Here is a 17,641-nt window from a genome sequence, read left to right as displayed (position 1 = left end):
ATTCATGCTGTATAACAAATGTATAAGGTTTGTTATTGGAGGGTGAGAGCTATGTTTGATTGGTTAATTAAGAAGTCAAAAATAACATTGATGCTTTTGTTTTTTTTGACACTGATCGGATTAATTACTTTTTTTCAATTACCGCAACGTGAAATTCCAGAGATTTCTCTACCTGTAGCTTCTATTTCAACGATTTATCCAGGAGCGAATCCAGGAACGGTTGAGCGTTCTATAACTGTTCCTATTGAGGAGGAGTTAGAACGAATTGAAGGAATTAGTAAACACAGTTCGATTTCAGCAGCAGGTGTTTCTACTATTATTTTGGAGTTAGAAGATGGAATTGATCAAGATAAAGTGTTATCAAAAGTAAGTCAGGCTATAACAAATGTTTCTACTACGTTCCCAGACGGGGTTTTATCACCTACTATCAGTGATGACCGGGCAATAGGTGCTTTATCCTCCTACCATCTGGTGACAGATGACGCTTATGAAGAACTTTACGCCTTACAGCCGATGGTTACTGAATGGCAAAGAGCTATAGAAGCGGTCACAGGTATAAAAGGAACGATCGTAAAAGGGATTCCAGATCAGGAACTGTTACTGACACTTGAACAAGAGAAAATGAATGAGTTTGGCATTTTACTTCCGAGTGTTTTAGCAGCCTTAGAGGGAGAATTTGATCAAGTTCCATTAGGAAAGGAAGAACGAAATGGTTCCTTAAGCCAATTAACTCTACCAGTTATAAAAGACGTTGATCAGGTTGGGAAGTTAGTTGTTGGTATTTCAAATGAAGGTGAAGCAGTTGCATTGAATGACATAGGTCAAGTTGAAATCAAGTATGTCAGTCCAACCGACATTATTACGTATGAAGGTAAGAGAGCCATTTCCTTTACGGTCATTCCAGAAAAAGGGATCGATGTACCATCACTTCATCGAACGATTGATGAGAGATTATCTGAATTGAGTAAGGATCTCCCAAGCACCGTAAGTATAGATCTGTTTTATACGCAAGACAGTATTGTTACAGAAATTTTTACTGATTTAGCCATTTCATTTATTATCGCTGTTATCGTCGTCATCATCGTTACATTATTAGGGTTGAATTTAGCATCGGCAGTGATTGTTGCGTTGGCAATTCCAACCTCGATTTTACTTGGTTTAATACCACTGCCATATTTAGGAGTAGACCTAAATCAAATTTCCATTATCGGTTTCATCATTGCCTTAGGGATACTAGTTGATGATGCAATCGTTGTAAATGATAATATTGAACGCAGATATAAACTGGGTGATTCGCCACTAGATGGAGCTTTAAATGGTACGAGGGAAGTCAGAGTTTCTATTATTACCTCTACATTAGCAATTGTTTTTACTTTCTTACCACTTGTTTTTATTACAGGAAGTGGTGGAGACTTTATACGCGCCTTACCAAGTGTGTTAATTACAACGATTATTGCTTCAACAATTATTTCATTGACTCTTGTTCCGATTTATCGAATTTGGCGTCAGAGAAAGCGGAAAGCCGAAAGAAAGTTCGATAATGGATTACTAGGAAAACCGATTGATCAGCTAGCAAATTGGTACGCCGATAAGGTCCTAGGAAGTATTGTTCGAAAACCATTACGCGTTGGTATACTTGGCCTTGTTTTATGTACAGCTGTATATGGCTTAGTACCATTTATTCCAGTTGTATTCTTCCCAAGTGCTGACCGTCAAGAAGTGACTGTTGACGTTATTGCACCAGTTCAAATGACGCTAGAGCAAACCGACGAACTAATGACTTCGATAGAAGAACGCATGAGAGAAGATGAAGGCATTATCGAAGTAACTCGCTTTACTGGTTCGGGTGTGCCACCGTTATTTGGTTCGGCACTTACTGGTCCAGGTGAAAATACAGGACAATTGCTCGTTCGTGTTAAAAAAGAGAAACAGTCAGCAGAGGAAACGATTAGTAAATGGAGCGATATTTTACAAGAGGAGTTTCCTTCAGTTGAGACGAAGTTAACGACGATTGAAGCAGGGCCGCCAGTCGGAGCACCGATAGCTGTCAAAGTTTCAGGAAATGAAATAGAATCTATTCTTGATATCGTAAATGATCTAAGAAACTCAATCGCAATTATGGAAGAAACACGAACTGTAGTTGATGATGTAGGTGAACCATTGCCAACGACTATCTTTGAACCAGACCGAAGTATACTTAACGATTATGGAATTTCAATGAAAGAAATTAGTCAGCAAATTCGGTTAGTTACGGAGGGAATACCTGTTGGCCAATTTGATGATGGTTTTAACTATTATGATATGAGGTTAGTTATTCAAGGTGAAGGTAGGCAGGGTGATGTGGATTTATCACAACTTGCAGTAGTAGGTGAAACGAATCAAGGACCACCAACTATCGTAAATTTAGATGAATTGTTAACGATAAAAAGCTCTGAAGAAATACAACGGATCCCACATGAAAACGGAGTAAGAACCGTAACTTTAAGGGTATATCCACGAGAGGATATGAAAGCATCCTTAGAAACAAAAATATACGATTATCTAGATAGCTATACGTATAGTGAGGATTATACAATAAGTGTTGGCGGTGAAACTGAAGCCAGAAGTGATTTCTTTATTGAGGTCGGTAAGCTATTTATTGTTGTCGTTTTCCTAATTTATATTGTAATGGCGATACAGTTCTACTCTTTATCAACTCCGATTCTTGTTATGAGCACAGTATATTTAGCGATTTCTGGTGCAGTAATTGGCTTATTTATTACTCAAACAGGATTAGGTTTTATGGCAATGATGGGTGTAGTATCGTTAGCAGGTATCGTTGTTCGAAACTCAATCGTTCTAATTGAATTTATTGAACAGCGAGTTAAAAGTGGCTCTCTTTTAAAAGAAGCAGTCATTGAGGCGGGGAGAGCACGGTTACGTCCGATCTTACTAACGGCTTTAACAGCAATTGCTGCATTAGTTCCAATTGCATTAAGCGGCGACGTGTTATTTACTCCGTTAGCGATCTCTATCATTTCAGGAATATTCTTTTCAACATTCTTTACATTATTGTTAGTTCCAGCATTATACACAGTAATTGCAAAGCGTAAAATGAAGAAGCTTGAAAAAGTTAGTTAAGGTTAGTTAGTGATAGGGGAAGTTTAAAAAGATAAAATATTCGGTGTGAATGGAAATTAAGGCTGACTCTTATATGTGTCCCTCAGTTGCAAGATAGTGCCTACAGATTTGTAGAAGCTATCTACAAATTGAGGATCTGACACATCATTAGAGTCAGCCTCTTTTTGTTGTTCACAGTTGGAAGGTGATGATCATAAGGTAAGAACTTTGTGAAATACTTGGAAGTGAAGTAAAGCAAAAGTTGTTACATCTTTATCATATACTGCTTTTTATAATTTTGTAGCTCATTTTATAAGAGTTGAGATACTTCTTCTTTACGGTTTAGCAATTTACGTAGCCGTTTTTTGTGGCTTTTGATTTTTTGTTCGTCGTTTTCTTGGATCGCCTCATGCAACTCCATCAATTCATAGTCAATTTCCATTTTTGTAATATTATAAACTGTTTGAGGCTCTAGGTTATGACCATACTCCCTGTATTCTACAATTGAACCATTCCTATTCATAATAATTTTTTCACTCCCATCAATTTCGATAATAGACTGAATACTCCCCGTCTTGTAACTCGTAATGTATTGGGGGCCCCCAGTACCAGTGAACTTTTTTACAACACCATTTCCATAAAACCTAGAGATAATAACTTCAAGGGCCTCGACGATGATTTCATCGTATACCGTTAGAAATTCAACATCTAACGTAAGAAAATCATTATTTCGAACAAATGGTATTTCGTAAAGTGTTTCATGGTTGTCGATAATAAGTAAGATAGTATCGTCTTCATACCGCCAAAAGAGTGAGAAGTTTTCATTCATCATTTTCTTAATAAATTGATGGAGTGCATGCTTGGACAGTTCCACATGGAGATTGTTAAATTCTGCTTCGTAGTAATAATAAGACACGGGCCACACTCCTTTATCGCTGTCATGACTAAGATTTCTGAAGGTTGCTACTATACTATGAACAACGAAATTAAAAAAGAAGTAAAAAATAAAACTGTTGAATATACCTTCAACAGTTTTAAAATCTAAACCCGTATCGTTTGGATATGATGTCGTAAAACCCTAAGGAATTATATAATGCTTTTGTTGCTTCATTATTAATTCCAGTTTCTAACTCAATTCCTTTTATGTCTTCATTTTCTGACCAATAAATTATTTTAAGAAGAAGTTTTTTTGCAATTCCACGATTTCTATATTCTTTATGAACATACAAATCGTTTAACCATATATAATGTCCGCCCTTAGTAATACTAATTCCTATATTAAAGAATGCAGCCCCGATGATAGCACCTTCAAGCTCTGCAACAAAGATATGTGCAGAGGAACCATCTTGGAGTGCAAGATTAATAGCTTCTAAAAGCCGTTCGTAGGCATCTTCTTTACCTAGCGATTCCATTTGTCCCATTAAAAGATCAGCAATACGTATGCGTAATGATTGATCTGCATCTTTTGGTACTTCAAAAATTTTCATAAACCCTAGTCCCCCTATTCAAGACTAATATATTCTTTATTATCTTGATCATTACTAATCGTTCATTTTCTACAATAAAATCGATTCTCCATTTAATAGAGTAACATAAAACTTAGAGGGGGGGTAGAGTAATAAAACGAATCTTCAATTAGTTGCTAAATGATTTGAAGCGAATAGAAATTTAGGAATACTAAAGTTCACGAAATGAACCTCACCTAATATAAAGGAAATAAGAATTACCTTTATATTAGGTGAGGTTATTGGAATTTATTGATTATTGATATTCATTATCAATATTATTAAGAGAATTTTGCATTTCTTCTAATTGATCTTTTTGAGCAATCGTTGAATTTGCAAAAGCCGAAAGTAAATTATTTCTTGCTTTTTCTACTTGAATCTGAGCAGCACGCGTTTCTTCAGGTGTAACCGCATGTTGAGTCATTTGTTCGGCTAATTCCACTGCTGTACGTGCTTCTTGTAACAGTTGATTACTCATGACAATCCCTCTTAGAATTACCAGTTGTGTTTTCAGCTTCAGCCATTGTTGTTACATTATTATAGCGTTCGTTTTTAGGTTGAACGGCATCTTTGCCTTGTTGGAATTCGCGTTTGGATCGTGATTTTTTACTCATGTATGTTTGCTCCTTTAAAAAAATTTTTTAAGAAATTTTACTCTTACGCAAATATATTTTTTCCAAGGAGCATTGGTCTTATGTAAGTTTAAGGTTAAGCTTTTCTTCCAAGTAAATGGCTATACCATCCTCTTCATTACTAAGAGTAATATCATTAGCAATGGACTTTAACTGTGAAATCCCATTTTTCATAGCAACACCAGTACCAGCAAATTCAATCATTTCAAGATCATTATCTTCATCCCCAAAAGCGATAATTCGTTCCTTTGGAATATCATAGTAATCAGCAATTCGTTTAAGACCAATGGCTTTATTCATTCCTGCACGAATGATTTCAATAATATTCCATGGTGCACCCCAAGATCGCTGGTCTACAACTTCAGCATGTGCCTCGTCCAATAAATTACGAAGATCATTAACATGTTCATCTTTTGGATGGACAAGTACAGACGTAGGATCATCCTGTAATATTTTTAGTAAGTTACCATAATCAACAGGGTTTTGTCCTAATGTAAAATTTTCAATAAATACTTGATCATAGTAACGTAGGTAATAATCATCGATAACTTCTACCATAATATTATTGACTCTAAATGCTTCACAAGTTTCAATAATTGTTTTAGCTGTTTTTACGTCTAGCGGGGTGTGGTAATAGCCAAAGGAGCTATTTAAAGGATGATGAACAAATGCACCGTTAAAATTTACAATGGGAGTAGTTAGTTTCAGTTCATTATAATATTGTACGCTTGCTCTATAAGGTCTTCCAGTTGAGATACAGACGATATGACCTTCAGCTTTTGCCTTTTCAATCGTTTTTTTTGTGCGTGTAGAGATCGTTTTATCGTCTTTTAACAGTGTGCCGTCCAAGTCAAGGGCAATTAAATGTGTATTGCTCATAATTTGACTCCTTTACGTTCAAAATATTGTTAGAAATTAGCCATCACTTTACTGCTTAGGAAAAATAGTAAAGTGTGCTATAGTTATAAACGAGAGTATCATATATCTTTTATTTACACTACTAGCAGTAATTTTATTCCCTATAATTGTAGGAATGCACTCGATAGGAGGAAGACAAAGTGTTACAAGAATTATTTTTAAACTTTGGTTTTCGTGCATTATGGACACCAGAGCTCATAATTATATTATTCTTCGTAGGTTTGCTCTATTTTCGGTTGATCGGTAAATGGCGCCATCGTTTCGTTGGTTCTGAACCTGTATCGGCCAGTCAAAAAACGTATTTTATTCTCGGTTTAATTGCTCTTTATTTCGGATGGGGAAGTCCTTTTTATGTGGCTGGGCATATGATGATTAGCTTCCACATGGCACAGATGGTTTTTGCTTATTTTATAGCAGTACCTTTATTTATATTAGGTATGCCTAAATGGGTTTTTAAAGCAATTATCCATAAAGCAAAAGGAACCATTTTTCAGCGATTAGGAAAGTTTTTCTTTAACCCGCTTATTGGGGTATTATTCTTTAACTTTCTATTTTCTGTATATCATTTACCAAACATCTTTGACTTTTTAATGCAGAATATACCACTTCATAGTGCTTATGAAATGCTCATGTTTGTAGCGGCATCACTTATGTGGTGGCATATGATTGCTCCAATCCCAAGTAAGGCAAATCTTTCTGATTTAAGAAGAATGGGGTATATTTTTGCAAATGGTATTTTGATTACACCAGCTTGTGCACTTATTATCTTTGCACCAACAGCAATGTATAGCGTTTATACAGATCCTAATTTGTGGGCTAATATGATGGCACTCTGTTTACCAGCAGGGGCAGAAATTCCTTATAGTTTATTTACCAGTGGTGAAAATCCTTTTTCACCAATTAATCCTCGTTCTGATCAACAGCTAGCAGGTATCTTAATGAAAATCATGCAAGAAATTACGTATGGATTTACACTAGGGTATGTATTTAAGCAATGGATTAAGAAAGAGAAACAATCTGAAGGACCTACAATTAGCGATATTCCAGTAACTCACACAATTAAAAATTAATTTATAGTTTTATCTATAAGTGGAGCATTACATGCTCCACTTATAGAAGTGATATTTAGGAGTTGTTACTTATGAAACATAATTTCATTCATTTCTTTCAGCGAGCTAAGATACTACTACCGGTATTGGTGTTTTCTGTTTTGTTAAGTGGATGCGGATGGATCTACCATACTGACAAAAAAGACGATAGTGTTGGTGATCTTACAGCAGCTAACTTAACGGTCATTCCTTTTACATCTGTAAATCAATCTGGAGAAACGGTCACTCATGAAGACTTGCACGGAAGCTTATGGATAGCAAATATGGTATTTACACGCTGTCCAACAGTTTGTAATTTGATGACACCAAACTTTAGAGTGTTACAATATGCTCTTGAAGAAGAGGGCTTAGATGTTAAGATGGTTTCATTTACAGTTGATCCTGATTACGACACACCTGAACGCTTAAAAAAATATGGTGAAAATAATGATGCTGATTTTTCACGTTGGATGTTTTTAACAGGGTTCTCTGAGGAAGATATTTCAGAAATTGCAACTAAAACCTTTCAAACACTCGTTCAACCATTACCAGACGGTGAGGATATTATGCATGGAACAAGTTTCTATCTAGTTGATGAAGAAGGAAATGTCATTCGAATGTACGATGGATTAAAAGCAGACCCTGAACCAATCATTAATGATTTAAAACGATATTTACAACAATAATTTAATTTTCTCAATGAAATATTCCCACCTTTAACAGACTATTTATCAAAAAACGTGTAGAGTTTTTCTACACTTTTTTTGATATAAGCATCTAAGAGTTTTACAAACCCCTAAAGTACAGAAGAGAGAACACCTCGTTTATTCACAGTAATCCATTGATACATTCTATAGTCTTTAACCCTTACAAAACCAGTTGCTAACCATATACTATGGTATAAAGCTAATATTAAGATAATCCGTTTATTTGAATGTCCTATACAAAAATATAGGAAGGATAAATACAATTATGATTAATAAGAATATAAGAAATTCTATTAATTTATGGTTATCAAAAATGAAATATTACCAAAACCTAAATTTTTTGCAAAGGGGTAATATTGCAAAAAAGATATTAAAGTTACAATATAAAATTATTGGGCACGGTTATCATAGAATTGTTTATGATCTTGAAAATGGATCTGTACTAAAAGTAGCAACTTCTATAAATGGAATAAATTCAAATATAACTGAACATCATATTTATACTCAATCTCCCCCACATTTGCTTAAATACCTTAGTCCAGTAAAAGCATTTGGATATGGTTGGTTAGTTATGGAAAAAAACACAGAAAAAATTCAAGATGATAATGGAACGTATAAAAATAAATTGACTGTGCTTAGGGAGAGTTTTATTAGGGAAGGGATAATACCAAAAGATCTGAAAAGGGGAAATTTAGCATTATCCTATGAAGGTGAAATTATCGTCATTGATTATGGAAATTTTCAAATAATAAACTGATCTGAACTATAACAGTATTACGAAAAGAACAAGGCACTCATTTCTTCTAGATGAGCGCCTCTTTTTTATATAGATGTATAATTCTTTAAAGAGTTTTTAATAAAAGTAATGCCAAGGCGGCAAGCTATGACTAAAAATTTTCTAGCATTATAGTATAAGTAAATGGTAAATGAACTAAGTGTAAGAAAATTCAACAAAAAATAAAAATACAGTTGCATTTATTTTTATTCATAATTATAATTATACACAACGTGAAGAATATGGAATTGGTTAAGAATTTTAACAACTACTATTTGGAGGAGGAGAACATATGAAAGCAGCAATTATTGGGGCAACAGGGTACGGTGGAGCAGACCTAATCCGGCTACTACATAATCATCCAGAGGTTGAGTTACGTTCTGTTCACTCTTCCTCACAACAGGGAATTAAGATAAGTGATAGTTATCCGCATTTACAAGGAATTACTGATTTAGAGCTTAAAGATATTGATCCTTTACTTATAAAAGAGCAAGCCGACGTTGTATTTTTATCAACACCACCAGGAGTATCGAGAGACATTTCGAGTCAGCTATTAGAAGTAGGACTTAAGGTTATAGACTTATCAGGTGACCTTCGTTTAGTCGATGGGAAAGTCTATGAAAAATGGTATGGAATCGATGCTGCAAAAGCTAGTTTACTAGAAAAAGCAGTATATGGCTTACCTGAATGGGAAAAAGAAAAAATACAACAAGCTGAATTAATATCCAACCCAGGGTGTTATCCAACTGCTACATTACTTGGGCTTTTACCACTTGTGAAAAATGAATTAGTGGATAATCGAAGCATAATCATTGATGCTAAGTCAGCAGTTTCAGGTGCAGGAAGGTCGCCTTCGGCTGTCACTCATTTTAGTGAAATGAACGATAATTTTAAAATATATAAAGTAAATCAACATAAACATATTCCTGAAATTGAACAAGGCTTAAATGTATATGGAGGAGATGTTCCTTTTGTAACTTTTAGTACACATCTTGTTCCAATGACAAGAGGAATTATGTCCACAATCTATATAAATAGTAATAGTAATAGTAATAGTAATCAGTTAACTGAAAAAGAGTTACGAGAACTTTTTGAAGAAACATATAAGAACGCACCATTTGTTCGAATTAGAAAAACAGGTCATTACCCTTCAACAAAGGAAGTATACGGTACAAATTACTGTGATATCGGAATCACTTATGATGACCGTACTGGCAGAATAACCGTTGTGTCAGTTATTGATAATTTAATGAAAGGTGCAGCAGGTCAGGCGATTCAAAATTTAAATATCATGAACGGTTATGAGGAGACTTCAGGATTAAACTATATCCCGACTTACCCTTAAGCAATTGGGATTACGAGAGGTGGAATACAGGATGAATACATTAAGTAAAAAAGCGGATACAGTTAGTCCAGTTGAAGGTGGAACGATTATTACACCAAAAGGATTTTCCGCTGCAGGAGTATACACAGCAGTTAAAAAGAAGCGCCTTGATTTAGGTGCAATCATTTGTGAAGTACCTGCAAGCAGTGCAGGTGTCTATACATTAAATAAAGTTCAGGCCGCACCATTAAAAGTAACGAAAGAAAGCATTGCAACTGAAGGAAAGTTAAGAGCTATCATCGTAAATAGTGGAAATGCTAATGCTTGTACAGGAAAAAGAGGATTAGAAGACGCATACGAAATGCGTAAGCTTGGGGCAGAAAAGTTTTCATTACCTGTTCACCAAGTGGCGGTTACTTCAACTGGAGTAATCGGAGAATTTTTACAGATGGATAAGATTAAAAAAGGTATATCAGAATTAGAGCCAGAAGCTTCGTTTGAAGGTGCTAATCGCTTTAATGAAGCGATTTTAACAACAGATACAGTAAAAAAACATGCTTGTTATAAGACGAAAATTGATGGGAAAGAGATTACAGTTGGCGGAGTTGCCAAAGGTTCAGGAATGATCCACCCAAATATGGCGACCATGCTTGGCTTTGTAACAACGGATGCAAACATCCAACCTGAAGACTTACAAAAAGCCTTATCATATGTGACTGATAAAACGTTTAATCGTATTACTGTTGATGGAGATACGTCAACAAATGATATGGTTGTAGTCATGGCTAGTGGCTTAGCAAATAATAACCCATTAAATGAAGAGCACCCAAATTGGTCAGATTTTCTTACAGCTCTTGAAAAAACATGTGAAGGGTTATCCAAAAAAATTGCTAGAGATGGTGAAGGCGCAACAAAACTGATTGAAGTTCAAGTAAAGGGCGCTAAAAGTGATGAAGAAGCAGGGAAAGTTGCTAAACAAATCGTAGGTTCTGACCTTGTTAAATCAGCGATATATGGTACAGATGCAAACTGGGGACGTATTATTTGTGCGATAGGCTATAGTGGTGCTGATATTGATCCAGAAACAATAGATATAGCATTAGGACCAATTGAAACATTAAAAATGAGTCAACCAGTTCCTTTTTCAGAAGCAGAGGCAACAGCGTATTTAAACAATGAAAATATTACGATAAAAGTAGATTTACACGTTGGCGATGGTGTTGGTAAAGCGTGGGGCTGTGATTTAACGTATGATTACGTCAGAATAAATGCAGGTTATCGTACGTAAGCGATAACGGTGAAGGGGAGAACTATGAAAGAGATTGTCGTTGTTAAATGTGGTGGTAGTACAATCGGGGAACTTTCAGATGAGTTTTTTCTAAGTATTAAATCTTTAAAAGACGCAGGGAAATCTCCTGTTATTGTCCATGGTGGGGGACCAGAAATAAATAAACTTTTAACGATGATGAAAATAGAGAGTGAATTTATCAATGGCCTAAGAAAAACTACAAAAGATGTTTTAGATACTGCAGAGATGGTTCTTTGCGGAAAAGTAAACAAGAATTTAGTTATTAAATTACAGGTTGCTGGATTAAATAGCATTGGTTTATCAGGTTGTGACGGAAAGCTGATGACAGCTACACCGATTGATAAAGAGAAGCTTGGGTATGTTGGGGAGCCTGTATCGATTAATAAAGACATGCTGCAACAGTTGATTGATAGCGATTTAGTTCCTGTTATAGCTCCAATTGGTATTGGAGAAGATGGCGAACGTTACAATATTAATGCTGACACAGCAGCTGGCGTCATTGCTGATGCATTAGGTGCAAAACAGCTATTATTTGTAACAGATGTACCTGGTATTCTAAAGAATGGATCATTACTTGAGCAAGTAACGACAGAAGAAGTAGAACAACTTATCGAAAGTGGAACAATTTACGGTGGAATGATCCCCAAAGTGAAAGCGGCTATTAAAAGTCTTCAAGGTAAGATTGAAGCGGTAATGATTGTCAATGGAAAAGGAACTTCATTAACGAAACACGGTTCAATCGTTGGGACAAAAGTTATTAAAGAAAAGGTGGCTTTAACATGAGTTCTATTTTTCCAACGTATGCTAGATGGGATGTAACAGTCCAAAGAGCAGAAGGAGCAACATTAATAGATACGGACGGTAAAGAATATTTAGATTTTACATCGGGAATAGGTGTTTGTAACTTAGGACACAACCATCCGATTGTTAATAAGAAAATTAAAGAGCAATTGGATCAAGTTTGGCATGTTTCTAATTTGTTTCATATACCTACACAAGAACAAGCAGCAACGATATTAACTGAAAATACGTGTGGCGATTATGTTTTTTTCTGTAACAGCGGTGCAGAAGGAAATGAAGCAGCAATAAAACTTGCCAGAAAATATACAGGAAAGTCTAAAATCATTTCTTTTAAGCAATCATTTCATGGACGTACATTTGGTTCAATGTCTGCAACTGGCCAAGAAAAAATACATGAAGGCTACGGACCATTACTTGAACAGTTTGAATATGCTGTATTCAATGATATTAATTCCGTAAAAAGTTTAGTAGATAATCAAGTCGCTGCGGTTATGATTGAAGTAATCCAAGGAGAAGGCGGGGTTCATCCTGCAGACCCAAGATTTATGGAAGAGCTTCAACAATTGTGCATTGATAATAAAATTTTATTGATTGTCGATGAAGTACAAACAGGTATAGGAAGAACGGGCAAGGCATTCGCTTATGAGCATTACGACCTCTCACCAGATATTATCGTTTCGGCTAAAGGATTAGGTAACGGCTTTCCAATCGGTGCTGTTATCGGAAAAGAAAAATTAAAGGAAGCTTTTGGCCCAGGAAGTCATGGCTCTACCTACGGAGGAAATCCGTTAGCAACAACAGCAGCATGTGCTGTTATGTCACAAGTCTTTCAACCCGAATTTCTGAAGGAAGTAGAAGTTAAAGGAAACTACTTTATGGAATTATTAAATGAAAAGTTAACTTCAACTTTTGTTAATGAAATAAAGGGTAAAGGGTTAATGGTTGGCATTGAATGCAATGGTGAGGTTGGATCTTTATTAACAGAGATGCGAGAAAAAGGATTTTTAGCGCTAAGTGCAGGACCTAACGTTATCCGATTATTGCCACCATTAACAGTCACTAAAGAACAATTAAAATCAGCAGTATCGGTATTAGCTGAAGTTTTATAGAGAATGGAATTTGCTAAAGTAAGAACTTAGGATAGAATTTTTTTTTGCTGCTTATTGAATAAAAATACTTTAATGAAAATAAATATACGGACATTGAGTGTGCTGAGGAGGAAAAGGGATGAAAGGCTATTTAGTACTCTCCACAGGGGAAACATTCGAAGGGGAATGGGCTGGGAAAGAAACGGACGTGTACGGTGAGGTCGTTTTTTTTACTGGAATGACTGGCTATCAAGAGGTGATAACAGATCCTTCGTTTAAAGGTCAAATTGTTGTATTTACGTATCCCCTGATCGGAAACTACGGTGTAAATGATATTGATAACGAAAGTCATCAACCACAAGTTTCTGGTGTTATTATGAGTGAATGTAAACCTAGTGGTTTCCACTATGAATCAAAACAATCTTTTAAGGACAATTGTCAACTTGCGGGGATACCCATGCTAACTGGAATTGACACACGTGCTGTTGTAAAGCGTATCCGTGAGCTTGGTGATATGGGTGCGATTTTAACGACTGACTTAAATCGAGTAAACTTCGACCAATATGAGCCAATTGAAAACTTAAATCTTGTAGAAGAAGTTTCAACTAAAGAAGTGGTCACTTATGGTGAAGGAGAGTCACATGTTGTCCTCGTCGATTTCGGTTATAAAAAGTCCATCGTCGACACTTTAATAAAATTTGGTTGTAAAGTGACGGTAGTACCGTATAATTCATCGTTTGAAACAATAAAAGCTTACCAGCCAGATGGTATTCTTTTATCAAATGGACCTGGTAACCCTAAGCAGATGCTTAACCAATTAAATGACATTAAAAAACTAGCAGTAACTTATCCTACTTTCGGGATTTGTTTAGGTCACCAGTTACTAGCACTGGCATTTGGAGCAGATACAGAAAAGCTGCGTTTCGGTCACCGTGGCGCAAATCAACCTGTCCAGGATTTACTTTCAAAAAGAGTATACATGACTTCACAAAACCACAGTTACGTAGTGAACGACAGCTCACTGCAAAATACGGGCCTTGTTGCTCGATATAAAAACATCAATGATGGCTCAGTTGAAGGGCTCGTTCATACGGATTTGCCAGTAGCTTCGGTACAGTTTCATCCAGAGGCACACCCTGGTCCATCCGATAGCGAAGAGATATTTTCAATTTTCATAACAGAAATGAGCAGCAAGAGGAGAGAGAAAGCTTATGCCTAAAATTACGTCGATATCGTCAGTGCTTGTGATCGGCTCTGGTCCAATTGTGATCGGGCAAGCAGCAGAATTTGATTATGCAGGAACACAAGCATGTCTTGCACTTAAAGAAGAAGGAATTCGAGTAATTCTCGTAAATAACAATCCAGCTACAGTTATGACTGACGAAGCGTGTGCTGACGTAGTTTATTTTGAACCGCTTACAATTGAAAGTATTGAAAGAATTATTCAAAAAGAACAGCCAGATGGTCTATTAGCAACTTTAGGTGGTCAAACTGGATTGAATTTAGCATTAGCATTGCATAAAGCAGCGATCTTAGAAAAATATAATGTTCAACTATTAGGGACGCCAATTGACTCAATTATGAAAGGAGAAGACAGGGAAGAGTTTCGTAGCTTAATGAATGAGCTAAACGAGCCTGTTCCTGAAAGTCAAATTGTTTCAACTATTGAGGATGCTGTATTGTTTGCTAACTCGGTTGGATATCCAATTATTATACGACCAGCTTATACTCTAGGTGGAGCTGGTGGTGGGATTGCCGCTGATGAAAGTGAGCTTCGATATATAGTGAAGGGTGGACTTGCAGCAAGTCCGATCACACAGTGCTTAATTGAACGTAGCATTGCTGGGTTTAAGGAAATTGAATATGAAGTCATGCGTGATGATAACGATACGTGCATTACCGTTTGTAATATGGAAAATATTGATCCTGTTGGTATTCATACGGGAGATTCAATCGTTGTTGCTCCATCACAAACTTTAACAGATGTTGAATACCAAATGCTTAGATCGGCATCAGTTAAAATCATTCGAGCATTAGGAATTGTAGGTGGTTGTAATATTCAATTCGCGCTTGATCCTGAAAGTAAGCAATACTATCTAATAGAGGTTAATCCTCGTGTAAGTAGATCGTCAGCGTTAGCTTCAAAAGCAACTGGTTACCCAATTGCTCGTATGGCGGCGAAGTTAAGTATAGGTTACCATCTCCACGAACTTCTTAATCCAGTAACTGGACATACGTATGCAAGTTTTGAACCTGCACTTGACTATGTCGTCGTTAAGTTTCCACGTTGGCCATTTGATAAATTTGTTGATGCTGACCGCCGCCTTGGGACACAAATGAAGGCAACGGGAGAAGTCATGGCAATAGAAAGAAACTTAGAGAGTGGTATTCAAAAGGCAGTTCGTTCGTTAGAGGTAAAGGCAGAAGGATTAGAACTTCCTGCTCTTAAGAAGTGGAATGAAGAAGAGCTTTGGAATGTTGTAGAAAAAGCAGATGATCGACGGTTTTTCGCCATCTTAGAATTATTACGTCGAGGGATTACTATCGATAGCTTACATGAGCAGACGAAGATAAATTTATTCTTTTTAACTAGCTTTAAACAGCTAATTGATTTGGAGAATGAGATTAAAAAGACTTCCCTTGATGAGGTAAATAAAGAGGAATTTATTAAATATAAACGCTTCGGATTTTCTGATGAATGGATGAGCCAAGTATGGAAAGTAACTTTGCAAGAAGTTCGATTGAAGAGAAAATCATACGGTATTAACCCTTCTTATAAGATGGTCGATACGTGTGCAGCCGAGTTTACAGCAAATACCGCTTATTATTATTCAAGCTGGCATGGTGAACATGATGTAGATGTTTCAAGTCATAAGAAAAAAATTCTTATAGTCGGCTCTGGACCAATCCGAATAGGGCAAGGTATTGAATTTGATTATTGTTCAGTTCATGGTGCGATTAGTTTAAAGAAGCTTGGCTATGAAGCAATCATTATTAATAATAATCCAGAAACAGTAAGTACCGATTATGAAATGGCGGATCGTCTATATTTTGAACCATTAACAGTCGAAGACGTGTTAAATGTGATTGACCTTGAGATGGTTGAAGGAGTTATCGTCCAATTAGGTGGGCAAACGGCCATTTCACTTGTACAGGGGCTAGAACAAGCTGGTGTTCATCTCTATGGCACGACAATGGACACGATTGATCAGCTTGAGGATCGTGGAAGGTTTTACGACTTTATGAAACGTGTAAATGTTCCCCATATCCCAGGTGTTACCGTATATGATGAAATAGGTTTAATTGAGCAAGCAGAGAAGCTTGGCTACCCAGTATTACTTCGACCATCTTATGTTATCGGTGGTCAAGGAATGGTGGTCGTAACGAGCCGTGATGAGATGATTAATTATATTAATATGAAAGACCAAACAATCGTCTTTCCAATTTTAATAGATGCGTACTATCCTGGAGTTGAAATAGAAGTTGACGCCCTTACGGATGGTGAGGAAATATTAATTCCTGGTATGTTTGAACATATTGAAAAAGCTGGTGTTCATTCTGGGGACAGTATGGCAGTGACACCGCCATTTTCCCTTGCTGAACAAGTAAAACAAGTAGTCTATGAATATACGAAGAAGATTGCTAAGGGTATGGACTTTAAAGGTATCTTTAATATTCAATTTGTCCTTTATCAAAATCAACTTTATGTGATTGAGATTAACCCAAGAGCATCACGAACCGTTCCGATCTTGAGTAAAGTAACAGGTTTGAATATGGTGGATGTAACAGTACAGCTATTATTAGGTCAGTCATTAAAAAGTCTTGGGTTACCAACAGGATTTCTACCTGAAACTAATTATTTCACAGTAAAAGCACCTATCTTCTCGTATAGTAAGCTCGGTGGGTTAGATCCGATATTAGAAGCCGAAATGAAGTCTACAGGAGAATTAATTAGTATTGGTAATACAGTCGAAGAGGCGATGAAGAAAGCTTTTGCTTGGAGTGAAGGTCATATTCCGCCATTGTACCGTAAAAAAGGTATTATTTTTGTCAACGTTGCAGAAGAAGAACTCACCGAATTTCAACCACTTGCAAAAAGAATAATAGATTTAGGATTTTCCATTGCTCAAGAAGAGCAGCAAATTCCTAATAGCATCCAGCTACCTTTTAATGAATGGGTTGAACAAGAGGATGCAGTAGCTTATATCAGTATACCTAAAAAAGGGTATAAAACGTGGAAAGAACAAAGACAGCAAGCGTTGAAAAATCGGGTAACTGTCATAACAGAAACGACAACGTTAGCGATGATGCTAGATAGTATAAATGAAAATGCAGATGAGGTTATTTCCATTCAAGAATGGATGCATCGAACAAAATCAAGTGTATAAGAGGGGT

The 17,641-nt window shown here is 36.2% G+C and carries 15 protein-coding genes; 10 read left to right on the top strand and 5 right to left on the bottom strand.

Translation table 11 applies throughout. From position 1 onward, the window contains the following. Positions 1-51: 51 nt before the first annotated feature. Positions 52-3,120, top strand: a complete 3,069-nt coding sequence (locus GKP30_RS05175) for an efflux RND transporter permease subunit (RefSeq protein ID WP_216828339.1) — start codon at positions 52-54, stop codon at positions 3,118-3,120. 289 nt (positions 3,121-3,409) lie between these two features. On the opposite strand, the gene GKP30_RS05170 is transcribed toward GKP30_RS05175, so the two are convergent. From GKP30_RS05170 to GKP30_RS05150, 5 genes are all read right to left on the bottom strand, one after another. Beyond that, positions 3,410-4,015 carry a hypothetical protein gene (locus tag GKP30_RS05170; RefSeq protein WP_216828338.1) on the bottom strand — a complete coding sequence of 202 codons (606 nt, stop codon included), beginning with the start codon at positions 4,013-4,015 and terminating at the stop codon, positions 3,410-3,412. 118 nt (positions 4,016-4,133) lie between these two features. Next, positions 4,134-4,586, bottom strand: coding sequence for a GNAT family N-acetyltransferase (locus GKP30_RS05165; protein WP_216828337.1), 453 nt, complete (start codon positions 4,584-4,586; stop codon positions 4,134-4,136). 274 nt (positions 4,587-4,860) lie between these two features. Next, entirely contained in the window at positions 4,861-5,082 is a 222-nt protein-coding gene (locus GKP30_RS05160; RefSeq protein WP_216828336.1) for a DUF3813 domain-containing protein, read from the bottom strand. After that, positions 5,075-5,218: a competence protein gene (locus GKP30_RS05155; protein ID WP_216828335.1), complete on the bottom strand. Its 144-nt coding sequence runs from the start codon at positions 5,216-5,218 to the stop codon at positions 5,075-5,077. Before GKP30_RS05155 ends, GKP30_RS05160 begins: the two co-directional genes overlap by 8 nt. A 78-nt stretch (positions 5,219-5,296) precedes the next feature. After that, complete coding sequence (locus GKP30_RS05150) at positions 5,297-6,115, bottom strand: Cof-type HAD-IIB family hydrolase (RefSeq protein WP_236034903.1); 819 nt, start codon at positions 6,113-6,115, stop codon at positions 5,297-5,299. Between the two features lie 179 nt (positions 6,116-6,294). Between GKP30_RS05150 and ctaG the strand changes: the two genes are divergently transcribed. The 9 genes from ctaG to GKP30_RS05105 all read left to right on the top strand — a co-directional run bounded on the left by ctaG (position 6,295) and on the right by GKP30_RS05105 (position 17,634). After that, the gene (gene ctaG, locus GKP30_RS05145) at positions 6,295-7,224 is read left to right on the top strand and encodes a cytochrome c oxidase assembly factor CtaG (RefSeq protein ID WP_216828334.1); all 930 of its coding nucleotides are present in this window, start codon (positions 6,295-6,297) and stop codon (positions 7,222-7,224) included. A 71-nt stretch (positions 7,225-7,295) separates the two neighbouring features. Beyond that, a complete protein-coding gene (locus GKP30_RS05140) occupies positions 7,296-7,928 on the top strand; it encodes an SCO family protein (protein ID WP_216828333.1) in 633 nt (210 codons plus the stop codon). Between the two features lie 286 nt (positions 7,929-8,214). Then, positions 8,215-8,706, top strand: a complete 492-nt coding sequence (locus GKP30_RS05135) for a hypothetical protein (protein ID WP_216828332.1) — start codon at positions 8,215-8,217, stop codon at positions 8,704-8,706. Positions 8,707-9,016: 310 nt separating this feature from the next. Beyond that, positions 9,017-10,069 (top strand): N-acetyl-gamma-glutamyl-phosphate reductase, encoded by a 1,053-nt coding sequence (gene argC, locus GKP30_RS05130; RefSeq protein WP_216828331.1) that lies wholly within the window; start codon positions 9,017-9,019, stop codon positions 10,067-10,069. A 31-nt stretch (positions 10,070-10,100) separates the two neighbouring features. Further along, positions 10,101-11,336, top strand: a complete 1,236-nt coding sequence (gene argJ / locus GKP30_RS05125; RefSeq protein ID WP_216828330.1) for a bifunctional ornithine acetyltransferase/N-acetylglutamate synthase — start codon at positions 10,101-10,103, stop codon at positions 11,334-11,336. 24 nt (positions 11,337-11,360) lie between these two features. Then, positions 11,361-12,140, top strand: a complete 780-nt coding sequence (gene argB / locus GKP30_RS05120; protein ID WP_216828329.1) for an acetylglutamate kinase — start codon at positions 11,361-11,363, stop codon at positions 12,138-12,140. Further along, the gene (locus GKP30_RS05115) at positions 12,137-13,267 is read left to right on the top strand and encodes an acetylornithine transaminase (RefSeq protein ID WP_216828328.1); all 1,131 of its coding nucleotides are present in this window, start codon (positions 12,137-12,139) and stop codon (positions 13,265-13,267) included. Before argB ends, GKP30_RS05115 begins: the two co-directional genes overlap by 4 nt. A 118-nt stretch (positions 13,268-13,385) precedes the next feature. Then, a complete protein-coding gene (locus tag GKP30_RS05110; protein WP_216828327.1) occupies positions 13,386-14,465 on the top strand; it encodes a carbamoyl phosphate synthase small subunit in 1,080 nt (359 codons plus the stop codon). Then, positions 14,458-17,634 carry a carbamoyl phosphate synthase large subunit gene (locus tag GKP30_RS05105; protein ID WP_216828326.1) on the top strand — a complete coding sequence of 1,059 codons (3,177 nt, stop codon included), beginning with the start codon at positions 14,458-14,460 and terminating at the stop codon, positions 17,632-17,634. The genes GKP30_RS05110 and GKP30_RS05105 overlap by 8 nt, the downstream gene beginning before the upstream one ends. Positions 17,635-17,641: the final 7 nt, after the last annotated feature.

This window comes from Alkalihalobacterium elongatum, assembly GCF_019024285.1.
Classification (GTDB): Bacteria; Bacillota; Bacilli; order Bacillales; family Bacillaceae_F; genus Alkalihalobacterium; species Alkalihalobacterium elongatum.
This window is presented reverse-complemented; position numbering and strand designations above follow the sequence as displayed.

What these genes read in the sequence shown, in the direction of transcription:
- GKP30_RS05175 (WP_216828339.1), top strand. Translation starts at nt 52, where the DNA reads ATGTTTGATTGGTTAATTAAGAAGTCAAAAATAACATTGATGCTTTTG.
- GKP30_RS05165 (WP_216828337.1), bottom strand. Translation starts at nt 4,586, where the DNA reads ATGAAAATTTTTGAAGTACCAAAAGATGCAGATCAATCATTACGCATA.
- GKP30_RS05160 (WP_216828336.1), bottom strand. Translation starts at nt 5,082, where the DNA reads ATGAGTAATCAACTGTTACAAGAAGCACGTACAGCAGTGGAATTAGCC.
- GKP30_RS05155 (WP_216828335.1), bottom strand. Translation starts at nt 5,218, where the DNA reads ATGAGTAAAAAATCACGATCCAAACGCGAATTCCAACAAGGCAAAGAT.
- GKP30_RS05150 (WP_236034903.1), bottom strand. Translation starts at nt 6,115, where the DNA reads ATGAGCAATACACATTTAATTGCCCTTGACTTGGACGGCACACTGTTA.
- GKP30_RS05140 (WP_216828333.1), top strand. Translation starts at nt 7,296, where the DNA reads ATGAAACATAATTTCATTCATTTCTTTCAGCGAGCTAAGATACTACTA.
- GKP30_RS05135 (WP_216828332.1), top strand. Translation starts at nt 8,215, where the DNA reads ATGATTAATAAGAATATAAGAAATTCTATTAATTTATGGTTATCAAAA.
- argC (WP_216828331.1), top strand. Translation starts at nt 9,017, where the DNA reads ATGAAAGCAGCAATTATTGGGGCAACAGGGTACGGTGGAGCAGACCTA.
- argJ (WP_216828330.1), top strand. Translation starts at nt 10,101, where the DNA reads ATGAATACATTAAGTAAAAAAGCGGATACAGTTAGTCCAGTTGAAGGT.
- argB (WP_216828329.1), top strand. Translation starts at nt 11,361, where the DNA reads ATGAAAGAGATTGTCGTTGTTAAATGTGGTGGTAGTACAATCGGGGAA.
- GKP30_RS05115 (WP_216828328.1), top strand. Translation starts at nt 12,137, where the DNA reads ATGAGTTCTATTTTTCCAACGTATGCTAGATGGGATGTAACAGTCCAA.
- GKP30_RS05110 (WP_216828327.1), top strand. Translation starts at nt 13,386, where the DNA reads ATGAAAGGCTATTTAGTACTCTCCACAGGGGAAACATTCGAAGGGGAA.
- GKP30_RS05105 (WP_216828326.1), top strand. Translation starts at nt 14,458, where the DNA reads ATGCCTAAAATTACGTCGATATCGTCAGTGCTTGTGATCGGCTCTGGT.